Here is a 12,211-nt window from a genome sequence, read left to right as displayed (position 1 = left end):
TGAGCTGGAAAATGAGGATTCACGATTGGCTTGCGGCACATCGGGCGGAGGGGACGGAACTGCTTCGGCAGCTCGTTCGTATCCCTTCCACTCAGGGAAACGAGCTGGAGGTTCAGCGGCTCGTGGCGGAGCGGCTCCTTGCGGATCCGGGATGGGAAGTGGACGTATGGGAGCCGGACGGGGAGACGCTGACGGAGCACCCGGATTTCTGTTCGGAGCGGAATCGGTTCGACGGCAGTCCGAACGTCGTCGGGGTGCTGAGGGGAACGGGCGGGGGACGGTCGATTCTGCTGAACGGGCACGCCGACGTCGTGCCGGAAGGAGACCGGCAGCAGTGGCGGCGTGACCCGTACGGCGGCGAAGTCGCGGCCGGCAGGCTCTACGGTCGGGGCGCCTCGGACATGAAAGGCGGCACCGTGTCGCTGCTGCTCGCGGTCCGAGCGATCCGCGAGCTGGGGATCCGGCTCCGGGGAGACGTCATCTTCGAGAATGTCATCGAGGAAGAGAGCGGAGGTGCCGGAACGCTGGCGGCGATCGTCCGGGGGTACCGGGCCGACGCCGCTTTGATTCCCGAGCCGACGAACATGCGGATTTTCCCGAAGCAGCAGGGCTCCATGTGGTTCCGCATCACCGTCAAAGGGCGGTCCGCTCACGGGGGGACGAGGTACGAAGGCGTCAGCGCCATCGAGAAAAGCATGGCGGTGATCGCGAGTGTCCGCGAGCTGGAGCGGGCAAGGAACGCGAGAATCGCCGATCCGCTGTACGCCGGCAACCCGATCCCGATTCCGATCAACATCGGCGTTATCGAAGGAGGCAATTGGCCGTCCTCCGTGCCGGACAGGGTGAAGCTGGAAGGGCGGATGGGCGTCGCCCCGGAGGAGTCGCTCGGGCAAGCCCGGCAGGAGATGGCTCGGTGGCTGGCAGGATTGGCGGCGTCAGACCCCTGGTTCGCGGCGCACCCCCCGGTGTTGGAGTGGTTCGGCGCCAGGTGGATGCCGGGCAGCCTGGATCCGGGGCACGAGCTCGTTCGCGTGCTGTCGGACCAGTATCGCGAGGTGTTGGGGACGGAGCCTGTCATCGAGGCGTCCCCTTGGGGGACGGACGGCGGTTTGCTGACCTCGCTTGGCGGAACGCCTTGCGTCGTGTTCGGGCCCGGCCTCGCCCGGAAGGCCCACCATCCGGACGAGTACATCGAATTGGACCGGGTCTTCGAGGCGGCAGAAATCATCGCTTTGACGATCCTCCGCTGGTGCGGAACGGAAGAAGGCCTTGCCCGCTGAGCGATCGGCGGCAAGGCCGTTTTGTTGAAGCGGGGGCAGGCATTCTCACGATGATGCGCTGCAGAAACGGGAAGTCAACTTGGTCTTTTTCGGCGTATGGTCGCGTCAATATGATTTAGAAGGAAAACCTGCCGCTAATCTTCGCGTTTACGGGCGATTGGGGCGATTACAGGGAAAAATGCCCTCTAATTTCGATAAAACTGATTCAAATTAGAAGATAGACCAAATTTAGTTGTAATTTTTCCATCTAAATGGATGTCGGGACAAGATCATCTCATACTAGAGGGAGATTTTCCGTTTAATTTGGAGAGGGACGGTTTTCCGAGCGATTCTGCGATTTCGTTCCAACCTTACTGCGTGCACCGAATCCGGCTGTTTGTTCAAGCGATCGATTCAGATGGTGCTAAATTCACGATCCGAGTGCCATTCTCGATTCATGGGAGGAACGTCTTCGGGAAGCATGCAGCGCTTTAAATCGCTCCGCAAGACGCTCAGACCGTTTTCGGGAAGCGCCCGCAGCGCGCGAAACCGCTCCGCAAGACGCTCAGACCGTCTTCGGGAAGCCCGCAGCGCGCGAAACCGCTCCGCAAGACGCTCAGACCGTCTTCGGGGGAAGCCCGCAGCGCTTTAAATCGCTCCGCAAGACGCTCAGACCGTTTTCGGGAAGCCCGCAGCGCGCGAAACCGCTCCGCAAGACGCTCAGACCGTCTTCGGGAAGCCCGCTGCTCCCCACCGCCCCGCCGCGAGCCCGCCCGCCTTATTCCGCCGAAGGAGCTTGCTCCGCCAGCCTTGCTTTCATCAGCCGCTGCTTCATGGCGTCGCGCTTGCCCCGCAGGTCCTTCAGCGACGTATGGCCGTCCTCTTGCTCGTAAACCTTTCTCCTCCCCATCCGCCGCAAATTTTCCGGCACCAGGTTGAATTTTTCGTCTTTCATGAGGGAAATGATGCCCGTGCTTTCGGGTTCGCGCTCGATGCCGTATATTTCGTTGAAATAGGCGTCCGCGCGACCCGGCACGTAATGCTGGGGTTCGGGGTATCCGACGATGACGCCCTCGTAGTTGCGCAAGATGACCTTATCCTGGCTCTGGGAGATCAAATAGTTGGGCTGAAGGGCGATTTTGCCGCCGCCTCCGGGCGCGTCGACGACGAACGTAGGCACGGCGTAACCGGACGTGTGCCCCCGCAGCGACTCGATGATTTCCAGGCCTTTGGAGACGGGGGCACGGAAATGGCCGATCCCTTCGGACAGATCGCACTGGTAGATGTAGTAGGGACGGATGCGGATTTTCACGAGTTCGTGCATGAGCCGTTTCATGACGTGCGTGCTGTCGTTGATGCCCGCGAGGATGACGGACTGGTTGCCCAGCGGGACGCCCGCGTCGGCGAGCATGGCGCAGGCTCGTTTCGCTTCCTCCGTGATTTCGAGCGGATGGTTGAAATGGGTGTTCAGCCAGACCGGATGGTATTTGCGGATAAGGCTGCACAGATTCTCGGTGATCCGCTGCGGGAATACGACGGGGGCGCGCGTCCCGATGCGGATGATCTCGACATGGGGAATCTCCCGCAAATGTTTCAGGATATACTCCAGAATGTTGTCGTTGATCAAGAGCCCGTCCCCGCCCGACAGCAGCACGTCGCGCACCTCCGGCGTCCGGCGGATGTAATCGATCGCGTCGTCCATTTGCTTTTTGGGCACTCCCATCCCGACTTGGCCGGAGAACCGGCGCCGCGTGCAATACCGGCAATACATCGAACATTGGTTGGTCACGAGAAACAGCACGCGGTCGGGATAGCGGTGGGTCAGTCCGGGCGTCGGCGAATCTTCGTCCTCGTAGAGCGGGTCCTCCAGGTCGTATTTCGTTTTCAGAAGCTCGGCGGAAATGGGGACGGACTGCATGCGGATCGGGCAGCGCGGATCGTCCGGATGCATGAGCGACGCGTAATACGGGGTGATGTTCAGCGGGATCGTCTGCGTGGAGATGCGGACCCCTTCTTCCTCGTCGGGGGTCAAGTTCACGACTTGCTTGAGCTCATCCAGCGTTTTGATCGTATGCGTGAGCTGCCAGATCCAATCGTTCCATTGTTCGTCCGCCACGTCCTTCCAGAGCGCAACCTGTTTCCAATGCCTTTTGCTGCTAAGGGGGACCTTACGGGCTTCCCCCTGCACTTCATCGATGGACATGCTCATCTTGGAACACCTCCGGCGTGTTTGCCTGTTCATTCTCCGTAAATGCAAGAAGCGTGCCACATCCGGAGGTACGGGTACGAAAAAAAGGCTCCGAAAGGAGCCGAGGCGCGAAAAAGCGGAAAAACCGGAAAAACCGGGTTAGAGCGCGAGAATTGCGACCAACACCTGCTGCAGCCCGGAAAAACCGGGTTAGAGCGCGAGAATTGCGACCAACACCTGCTTCAGCCCGGAAAAACCGGGTTAGCGCGTATAGAGATGTCTAGGTTACGTGGGCAACTTGTCTCCCGCCGGTCTTCTGGAGATGCCGTAGCGGCCCAGCTTGTATTGCAGAGACTGGCGCTTGATCCCGAGGGCGTTGGCGGCCGCGCTGACATTGTATCCGTGGGATTCGAGCGCATGGACGATCGCTTCTTTCTCCATCCGCTGGATCCGGTCCGCCAGATTGACGCCCGCGGCTCCGGAAACCGGACCCTCCTGCGAGCGCGGAACCGCGGCGGAGAAAGGCTCGCCGGCCGAAGAGGCGCCAGTCCGCAGATAGGCCGGCAGATGGCACTCCTCGATGATGTCCGCGTCGAGCTCGACCATGTTGAAGGCCGATTCGATCGCGTGGCTGAGTTCCCTCACATTGCCGGGCCATGCATACGCAAGCATCCGATCCAACGCGGACGGGGAGATGCCGGCGATCCGGGTCCCGAACATCGGGTTTAACTTCTCGATGAAATGCTCCGCAAGCAGCGGGATATCCTCCTTGCGTTGGTGCAGGGGGGGAAGATGGAGGCTGATCACGTTCAGCCGGTAATACAGGTCGTGCCGCAGCAGCCCGCGCTCGAGCGCTTCCTTCGGGTCCGTGTTGAGCGCGGTAATGATCCGGACGTCGGTCTGCTGCTCCGACGTGCCGCCGATCCTCCGGACCATGCCGTCCTGAAGGACGCGCAGCAATTTGGCTTGCAAGTGCAAATCCAGGCTGTTCAATTCGTCCAGGAACAGGGTGCCTCCGCTGGCTTGCTCGAACAAGCCCGGACGGTCGATCGCCCCGGTGAAGGCGCCGCGGGCGGTGCCGAACATGATGCCTTCGAGCAAATCGCCCGGAACGGCCGCGCAGTTCTGCGCGACGAAGGGACGGTGGCGGCGGGCGCCGGCATTGTGGATGCTCTGGGCGAACAGCTCCTTGCCGGTCCCGGTCGGTCCGCAGATCATGACGGGCGAGCCGGTGCGGGACGTTTTTTTGGCGAGCGCCAGCGCCTCCGCGAACGGAGGGCTTCTCCCGATCAGATCGCTGAACTCGTAGCGCGCGGTTCCTTTCGTTTTCGTATCTTTCTGCTTGACTTGGTAGAGCTGGTGCCGAAGGTCCAAAATTTGGTCGTGCAGGTGGACGATCCCCGTGATGTCCTTGGCGACTTCGACGGCCCCGACGATTTCGCCCTTCTCGAAGAGCGGGTACGTGCGGTTGATGGTCGTGATCCGCTTGCCTGCGACGTTGTAGTAAGTTTGGATATGCTCAGGAAGCTCCTGGCCCGACCGCAGCGCTTTGGCGAGCGTGCTGGTCTCCTGGGTCAAGGAAGGGTAGAGGCGGAAAATGTTCTGTCCCAGCACCTGCTCGCGGTCGAAGCCGTCCATTTCCCCCATCTTCTCGTTGTAGAAAACGGTGTTTCCTTCGCGGTCGATGAAGTGGACGCCTACGTCCACGATGTTCAGAATCTTCTCGAAATAAGGGGTTACGAAGCCGTTCCGATCGGACATCCTGCCACCTGCTTTCGCTGACGTAAGGATCGTGGACTGGCTGAAAATACCGATTCTAGCTGCTAACTGTCATTATACAACATCGGGGCCCGGACGCGCATGCGGTCAGGGCTCTTCCCCGATTTCGCCGAACTGCCCGAATTCCACCGTCAGCGCCTGCCGGTGCGCGAATCTCCGGAAATCCTCCAACGCCTCCACGATCAATGCCCGGTCGCCTTCCGGGCGGCCGATGACGACGAGACGGTCTTTGTCGCGGGTATAGGGAATGAGGACGCGGCCTTCCAGAGCGCGATACAGGGAGCGGCCGGTTCCCGCCCGGCGAGCCATCCTGAGCAGCGGAACCGCCAAGATCGCGAGCGATGCGGCCGCCATGACGGCAACCGTGTCCCCGCCTGGATTCGCGAACCGCGCCGAGGCCATGTCCATCAGCGTCCCGGGACGGGTTCCGATGCCGATCAAGAAAAAGACGAATACGCAGACCAGCGTGATGAAACCCCAATGGGCGGCGTTCTGCGCTTCGTAGGGGGAGGTTTCCCGGTAGAAGTGGCGGCGGGACACCCAGAGCAGCAGGCAAATGCCCAGCAGGACGATCGATTCCCCGTAGTCGAACGGATTCGTGAACGCGAACAGGGAACCGGCGGTGAGCAGGCTCAGCGTCCACCAGTACGCGCGCTGGACCCGGTGGGTGATTCCCCAGGACAGCACGATCAGGAGGAGCCCGATGACGACGCTGAGCTGATGGGACAGCAGAAGCAGCGGGGCGGACAGCAGATCTCCCCCGATCCGCAGGCGGGTCAGCAGGTGCGGCACCGCGGCGAACAGCAGCAGGAGGAAACCCGCGGCGAATACGAGCTTGCTCAGGGACCAGGAGCCGATTTTGCCGCCTGTCCGGAAGGGAGCCGGCCCGTTCCAGAGCCGCTGCCACGGGTTGAGCACGTTCTCCAGATTTTGCACGTTGGCTTCCGCCGGTTCCTTGCGATTCATCAACGTGAATTCGAACGCGGCCGCCACGAGGCCGATGACCCAGGGCGCGAGGTAATACAGGAGCCGGAACATCACGAGGACGGCCGCCGCTTTCCCCGGATCGTGGCCGAGCAGGCCGAGGCCGAGCAGCGCCGTCAGGTCGAACCCCCCGATGCCGCCGGGAGCCATGCTGACCAGCCCGGTGACCGCGGATACGGTATAGATGCCGAGGCCTTGCGCGGCGGTGAGCTCCGGCAGCAGCAGTCTGGCGATCAGCCAGAACGTCAGGCCGGCCATGACCCATTCCAGCAGGGAGACGCCTACGGAAGAAGAGATGGTCCCCCAGTCCATCCGTCCTTTGTCGCGGTTGAACCATTGGGAGACGAGCCGGGATCTTTGCAGCAGGATGAATGCGGGCAAGTAGAGGGCATCCGCCCACACGACGTAACGGATCCACGGATGCGCCCGCAGCACGGCGTCCATGGGCAGGAAGCCGAACAGACCGGCCCATGCCATCAGCGACAGCCCGGTAATCGTGATGGTGGACAGGAACGCGACGGAAGCCGCGATCGTCGGCATGGGGATCCCCCATTTGCGGTAGAGGATCGTCCGGAGCCCCGCGCCCGCGATGCCCGCGAAACCGATCACGCTGTTGGAAGTGTTGGCGATCCAACCGTAACGGAAGGCGGCCCAGGCGGGGATCGGAAACCGGAAATGTTTGCGGATAATCAGGTCGTAGCCTCCGATGACCGCGACGGACAGAAGGGAGAACGCGAACAGAAACAGAAGGACGGACGGCTTCATGTCGCGGATGAGCTGCAGGGTCGCGCCCCAATCGATGCGCCGGAATTCCTTGCGCCCCTGCGCGTAGACGAACGCGATCACCGCCGCCGGGACGAGAAGCTGAAGGATTTTATACCGGTTCATCCACTGGAACGCTTTCGAATTCGTCAGTTTCGCGATCATGCCTTGGACACGTTTCATGGTTAACCCCGTTCGGTAAATTTTGCCTCTGCCCTTAACAGGTTTCCCATTCGAGGGCATGTTCAAAGCTGGGTGATCAGATTTGCCGATTTTGTAATATTAGCACATTGCGGCATTGAATATGATCCGTGCGAATGTCGTTTGGAGGTCGTTCCAAAAATGGGCAAAATATGGGGGGTGGCTGCGATGCCGGAAAGAAGCTTGAACCTACAGAGCGCGGCGGTATGGCAAAATCGCGGACATCGGAAGCGGCACGTCAGCGCGGGGCTTAGCTGGCTCATCTCGCCGGCATGAGGGCGGCCTGGGGCATTCCGATTCCGGCTATTTTCGGCGTCTTCTTCGCGGCCATTCTCTTCGGCGCCGCCGCTGTGTTATGCTGAAAAATAGATATGCAAGGCGAGGATCCGGACTGGTGAAACGGCAGAGGAGGAACCCCATGACGTCGAACTCCGAAATGGAACGGTTAAAGCGATCGTTGCCGGAGTGGGTGGAAGAAAGCCGCGGACAAGCCGCCTTCGGAGCTGCGGCTTCGTATATCCCGGAGCTGGCCAAGGCGCCGAACGATGCTTTGGGCATCGTCGTGCTCGGACGGGATGGAGATTCCGCCTCTGCGGGCGATACGGACTTGGCCTTCACGCTGCAGAGCATCTCCAAGGTATTCACGCTGATCCTCGCCCTGATCGACCGCGGGGAAGAGGCGGTGTTCGCCAAAGTGGGCATGGAGCCGTCCGGGGACAATTTCAATTCCATGCTGAAGTTGGAGCTGGTCGAGCCGGGGATTCCGTTTAACCCGCTCATCAACGCCGGGGCGATCGTCGTCTCCTCTTTGATCTCGGGGAACGGACCGGAGGAGAAGAAGGAACGGATCTTGAATTATTTCCGGGAGTTGACCGGGAATGACCGCCTCGGCATCCATTCCGGCGTATATCGGTCGGAATCCGAGACGGGACACCGGAACCGCTCCCTGGCTTATTTCCTGAAGGAAAACGGCGTGCTGGACGGCGAAGTCGAGGACGTGCTGGACGTCTACTTCCATCACTGCGCGATCGAAGTCAACTGCGCCGAGCTCGCCCGAATGGCGCTGCTCATCGCGAACGACGGCAGGGATCCGCTCACCGGAACGGGGATCCTGCCGCGGCGTTTCGTGCAAATCGCGAAAACGTTCATGACGACATGCGGGATGTACAACGCGTCCGGCGAATTCGCGATCCGTGCAGGGCTGCCGGCGAAGAGCGGCGTGTCCGGCGGCATCCTGGCAGTCGTGCCCGGCCGGTACGGCATCGGGCTCGTCGGCCCGGCGCTGGGCCGGAAGGGAAACAGCGTCGCCGGGGTGCATCTGCTGGAACGGATGTCGCGGGCGTTCGATTGGAGCATGTTCTGAGGGGCGGGATATGGCGGAAAGGTGCCCGTTTCTTTTTTTTCGCTTGACCCTCACGCCAATGTCAGGGTTTAGAATGGAAGCATCCGGCAGGAAGGGGGAGACGAGGGTTGAAAATCGGGGAATTGGCGGATCGGACGGGAGTGAGCATCCGCTCGCTGCGTTATTACGAACAGCAAGGATTGCTGGCGCCTCTGCGGCAGGAGAACGGATACCGGGAGTATTCGCTGCTAGCCGTAGACCAGGTTCGGACGATCCAATTATATTTAAACCTTGGGCTGTCGACGGAAGAAATCGCGGGGTTCCTGCAATGCGTGCTCAAGAACAAGGAAGCTTTTTGCGAGGAAGTGCTCCCGGTTTACCGGCAGAAGCTCGCGGATATCGACGAGCAAATCCGGCTGTTGACCGGAATTCGGCAAAACCTGATCGACCGCATCGACTCCATCCTGCAGGAACGAACCCAAACCGGTCAGGAGGAACGAAAATGAGCGTATTCGAAGTGAACGACGAGACGTTCGCCGCGGAAATCCGCCCGCAGGGCACGACCCTGGTGGAATTCGGCGCGGTCTGGTGCCCGCCTTGCAAAGCGCTTCTGCCGATCCTGCACGAATTGTCCGCCGAGCAAGGGGACGGCGTTCGCGTGCTCAAGGTGGATTGCGACGAATCTCCGGCGACGGCAAGCCGTTTCGGCGTCATGTCGATGCCGACCGTCATCGTGTTCCATAACGGCGAACCCGTCGAGAAGCTGGTCGGCTTGCGTCCCAAAAGAGCTTACGAGAACGTGCTGGCCAAGTACACCGTGACGGCGTGACGATGCCGGGAAGGGGCCGACTCCGATCGGCATGTCCCCATCGCCAAAAATGGCTGTCCTCATGCAGAACGAAATCTGCCATGACGGACAGCCTGCTTCATTATTGCCCCTCCATGCCGCTTCCCCTATTGCCGGTAGTACAAGCTCCGAATTTTCGGCCGACGATTACCGTTTCCGCTTTTTCACGCTCATGAGCGTCGGACCCCAAGACCGGCTTGTCCCGTACGAGCTGCCCCCGCCGTGGCGGCTGCATCCGCAAACGCCCCATGGCTTCATAGCGCTCATAGAGCGGCTGCCCCCGGCCGTGCCGGTCGGTTCAACAATTCTCGTCGTCAGCACCCGGAACGCATTGGCCACCTTCCTCGCGAAAGTAAGCGGAGGCTCGACGGACTTGAAGTGGATATACATCAAACGCGGATTATCGAACAACCAGTGGTTGTGAAGCGCGGTGACTTCGATTCCTTGGGCTCTCAAAACGGAAATAAACGGATTGATCTCCTCCTGAAGGATGACGGTTTCGCCCAAGTTGAGCGCATTGCCACGCCTGTCCAAATCCTCGAACGAAAACAGGGCGGCGAGGGCAAGCGCGGATCTTGTCCTGCGGCCTTGGATCAGGGGGCGCAGATTGTTGCGGATTCGGGTCACGGTGCAAACGCCGTTAACGACTTCCGCGGTGCCGCCCAGGATCGCGGCGAATTGCCGGCAAAGCATATCGGGTGTCATCATGGCCATTTCTTGTATCTCCTCCTAGGATGGACTTTGTATAGAATATGTCCCCTCCACTCCCTTTGATTGTTGGATTCAACCATTTCAAGAAAAATAGAGTATTTTCTATGAATGGCTAATAGATTATCCTGATACGAACACTCCCATGATATTTCCTCTACATACAAAGACCCCGACCCCCAAGGCCGAAGTCCGGATCCATAAGGCGCTTATGAAGTTGAGGCTGAAGTTCTACTACCGTTAGTAACTTCGAGGTAACCAAGGGAAGTAAAATTGCGTACTTCCGCGGTTCCAGTTTAATTCGAGGGACGATTTCCGGAAGTTGAACGTGGAAGGGACTTATAACGTCTATGAAGCTTCGCTGAGATGCGGGGTCGAGAAAGTGCTGCTTTGCAGCACGATGGGCGTCTATGGCGATAGCGTTAAAGCGGACGACGATCGTGTAGCCACGGTGACGGAGGACCTCCCCTCTCTGCCGGGCGACTTTTACGGATTAACCAAAAAGCTGTGCGAGGAGATGGGGGAATTCCATAGCCGCCGTCACGGCATTCAAACGATTGCCTATCGGCTCGGAATGTTCGTGCCGGATCCGTTCGTTCAGTACGGCTTCCGCTTGCTAAAAGGGGGCGTGGACGACCGGGACGCGGCGCAAGCGTTTTTGCTCGGCCTGGAGAATAAATCGATCACTTTCGATTCGTTCAATATCATGGCGGATGTTCCTTTCTCCAAAGAAGAATTTAGAACGTTCAGCAAAGAACCGGTTGCTTTCATGGAATCCAGGTTCCCCGGGGTTTCGGATTTAGTCGGACGGCACGGCCGGGAGATCGGTGAACTGCTCCAGATGTGGGGATTCACCTATTGGTCGATCGACAAGGCGAAGGAATGGTTAGGTTATCGGCCGGTTCATAATTTCTGCGAATTCTATACCGCTTTGCAAGAAGGCAACGAAGCTTACTATCCTTACGCGAACTATCCTTGGTGGGGGATATAAGAAGGCATGGAACCGATCCAACCCCGCAGTTGAGGGGAGGATCGGTTAATCATGCTCCAAATCGCGCATGGAAACGGGCGTTCCGGTCAAATGCCGTTCGAACATGTCAATGATGAACAGGAATCTCTCCGCTTCACGAAACACATGATCGGCAAGCAGGGGGTGGATGATGCTTTTGATTTTACATGCGTTTATCAAGTCTCTTGCCGTCTGTTTAAAATCGCGCAGGGATTTGACGGATACCCGGTTTTGATCCAAAAATTGATCGAGAATCGGCACGCTTTGAGATTGGGGGCGCATGGATTCGATATCCCTTGCTTGGAAAAGCAATTGGTCGAAATCGTGACTGAATTCATTCGCTTGATCCACCAGTTTCCGTTCGGACGGATCGAGCAAATGGCTGATGAACTTCGCATGGTCGGCCATAATCCGCAAGAAAAAGACATTTTCGTCAATGATGGCATCGGGCAAGGGCTCGAGCTTTCCTAGATTCAATTCCGCCAATCGATTTCTGAAGTAGTTCGCTTCTCTGCTGACATGATCGACTAACAAGGGGAAGTTATTGGCTCCGGGAAGTTGACAAGTCAATATCAACCCCAATACTTTTCTCTTGAACACCCAAATATGGGAGACCGCATTGTGAACCTCCGAGTTGAATCTTATGATCGCTTGAGGATCCGAATCCAGGGGCAGCGTGTTGGCTCGATTCTCAATCGCTTCGAAAATCGCAATGAATTGGTTGGCCTCGTTGATCAATTGCGTATCTTCGGCTCTGAATCCCAACCTCAGGAACAGGGAATGTTCTTTCATAATGCGGGACCAAAAACGGATTTCATCCAGGGAACGCGTTACGAATTCATTCGCCATAACGGCACGATTCCTCCCCTAAGGAACAGGTATCCTCGTTCAACCATATTCGGGGAAGCATAGATTCATTCGCGAAGAAGCATAGGGGAACGCAAATGAGCGAGGGCACGTTCGGCGTGCTCTTTTTACGAAATAAAATTCCGAAAATAACGATGAATAAGGATGGGGAACTTCGTTGTGAGTGGCTGGCGATTCCCGTATACTGAAGGGAGGTCTGTCATATTCTGGATAGAAAGGGGTTGTTCGACATGCGGTACGGAATCAAGGTGAATCGCCGTTAACC

10 protein-coding genes and 1 pseudogene are annotated in these 12,211 nt (G+C 58.7%); 6 read left to right on the top strand and 5 right to left on the bottom strand.

The genetic code is table 11. The annotated features are described in order from the left end of the window. Positions 1–11 precede the first annotated feature (11 nt). Positions 12–1,280, top strand: a complete 1,269-nt coding sequence (locus GE107_RS21440; RefSeq protein ID WP_219642844.1) for a peptidase — start codon at positions 12–14, stop codon at positions 1,278–1,280. A gap of 757 nt (positions 1,281–2,037) precedes the next feature. Here GE107_RS21440 and kamA read toward each other — a convergent pair. From kamA to GE107_RS21425, 3 genes are all read right to left on the bottom strand, one after another. Next, positions 2,038–3,462 carry a lysine 2,3-aminomutase gene (kamA, locus tag GE107_RS21435; RefSeq protein WP_219642841.1) on the bottom strand — a complete coding sequence of 475 codons (1,425 nt, stop codon included), beginning with the start codon at positions 3,460–3,462 and terminating at the stop codon, positions 2,038–2,040. A gap of 270 nt (positions 3,463–3,732) precedes the next feature. Then, positions 3,733–5,208 carry a sigma-54 interaction domain-containing protein gene (locus GE107_RS21430; protein ID WP_219642738.1) on the bottom strand — a complete coding sequence of 492 codons (1,476 nt, stop codon included), beginning with the start codon at positions 5,206–5,208 and terminating at the stop codon, positions 3,733–3,735. Positions 5,209–5,313: 105 nt separating this feature from the next. Continuing rightward, positions 5,314–7,155, bottom strand: coding sequence for a lysylphosphatidylglycerol synthase domain-containing protein (locus GE107_RS21425; RefSeq protein WP_219642735.1), 1,842 nt, complete (start codon positions 7,153–7,155; stop codon positions 5,314–5,316). Positions 7,156–7,314: 159 nt separating this feature from the next. Here GE107_RS21425 and GE107_RS26765 point away from each other — a divergent pair, with 159 nt between their 5' ends. From GE107_RS26765 to GE107_RS21410, 4 genes are all read left to right on the top strand, one after another. Beyond that, a complete protein-coding gene (locus tag GE107_RS26765; RefSeq protein ID WP_255570728.1) occupies positions 7,315–7,449 on the top strand; it encodes a hypothetical protein in 135 nt (44 codons plus the stop codon). A gap of 142 nt (positions 7,450–7,591) precedes the next feature. Beyond that, positions 7,592–8,536 carry a glutaminase A gene (gene glsA / locus GE107_RS21420; RefSeq protein WP_219642732.1) on the top strand — a complete coding sequence of 315 codons (945 nt, stop codon included), beginning with the start codon at positions 7,592–7,594 and terminating at the stop codon, positions 8,534–8,536. Between the two features lie 107 nt (positions 8,537–8,643). Beyond that, positions 8,644–9,021, top strand: coding sequence for a MerR family transcriptional regulator (locus GE107_RS21415; RefSeq protein ID WP_219642730.1), 378 nt, complete (start codon positions 8,644–8,646; stop codon positions 9,019–9,021). Beyond that, a complete protein-coding gene (locus tag GE107_RS21410; protein WP_219642726.1) occupies positions 9,018–9,344 on the top strand; it encodes a thioredoxin family protein in 327 nt (108 codons plus the stop codon). Before GE107_RS21415 ends, GE107_RS21410 begins: the two co-directional genes overlap by 4 nt. A gap of 165 nt (positions 9,345–9,509) precedes the next feature. Here the strand turns inward: GE107_RS21410 and GE107_RS21405 are convergent, their stop codons facing one another. Next, positions 9,510–10,076, bottom strand: coding sequence for a DUF1259 domain-containing protein (locus GE107_RS21405; protein ID WP_219642723.1), 567 nt, complete (start codon positions 10,074–10,076; stop codon positions 9,510–9,512). Between the two features lie 292 nt (positions 10,077–10,368). Here GE107_RS21405 and GE107_RS21400 point away from each other — a divergent pair. After that, a pseudogene (locus tag GE107_RS21400) lies at positions 10,369–11,061 on the top strand (NAD-dependent epimerase/dehydratase family protein); the annotation flags it as partial. 45 nt (positions 11,062–11,106) lie between these two features. Here the strand turns inward: GE107_RS21400 and GE107_RS21395 are convergent. Continuing rightward, complete coding sequence (locus GE107_RS21395; protein ID WP_219642716.1) at positions 11,107–11,928, bottom strand: DUF2935 domain-containing protein; 822 nt, start codon at positions 11,926–11,928, stop codon at positions 11,107–11,109. Positions 11,929–12,211 lie beyond the last annotated feature (283 nt).

Source organism: Cohnella sp. CFH 77786 (genome assembly GCF_019400745.1).
In the GTDB taxonomy this organism is placed as follows: Bacteria; Bacillota; Bacilli; order Paenibacillales; family Paenibacillaceae; genus Cohnella.
This window is presented reverse-complemented; position numbering and strand designations above follow the sequence as displayed.

What these genes read in the sequence shown, in the direction of transcription:
- GE107_RS21430 (WP_219642738.1), bottom strand. Translation starts at nt 5,208, where the DNA reads ATGTCCGATCGGAACGGCTTCGTAACCCCTTATTTCGAGAAGATTCTG.
- GE107_RS21410 (WP_219642726.1), top strand. Translation starts at nt 9,018, where the DNA reads ATGAGCGTATTCGAAGTGAACGACGAGACGTTCGCCGCGGAAATCCGC.
- kamA (WP_219642841.1), bottom strand. Translation starts at nt 3,462, where the DNA reads ATGTCCATCGATGAAGTGCAGGGGGAAGCCCGTAAGGTCCCCCTTAGC.
- GE107_RS21405 (WP_219642723.1), bottom strand. Translation starts at nt 10,076, where the DNA reads ATGGCCATGATGACACCCGATATGCTTTGCCGGCAATTCGCCGCGATC.
- GE107_RS21425 (WP_219642735.1), bottom strand. Translation starts at nt 7,155, where the DNA reads ATGAAACGTGTCCAAGGCATGATCGCGAAACTGACGAATTCGAAAGCG.
- glsA (WP_219642732.1), top strand. Translation starts at nt 7,592, where the DNA reads ATGACGTCGAACTCCGAAATGGAACGGTTAAAGCGATCGTTGCCGGAG.
- GE107_RS21440 (WP_219642844.1), top strand. Translation starts at nt 12, where the DNA reads ATGAGGATTCACGATTGGCTTGCGGCACATCGGGCGGAGGGGACGGAA.
- GE107_RS21395 (WP_219642716.1), bottom strand. Translation starts at nt 11,928, where the DNA reads ATGGCGAATGAATTCGTAACGCGTTCCCTGGATGAAATCCGTTTTTGG.
- GE107_RS26765 (WP_255570728.1), top strand. Translation starts at nt 7,315, where the DNA reads ATGGGCAAAATATGGGGGGTGGCTGCGATGCCGGAAAGAAGCTTGAAC.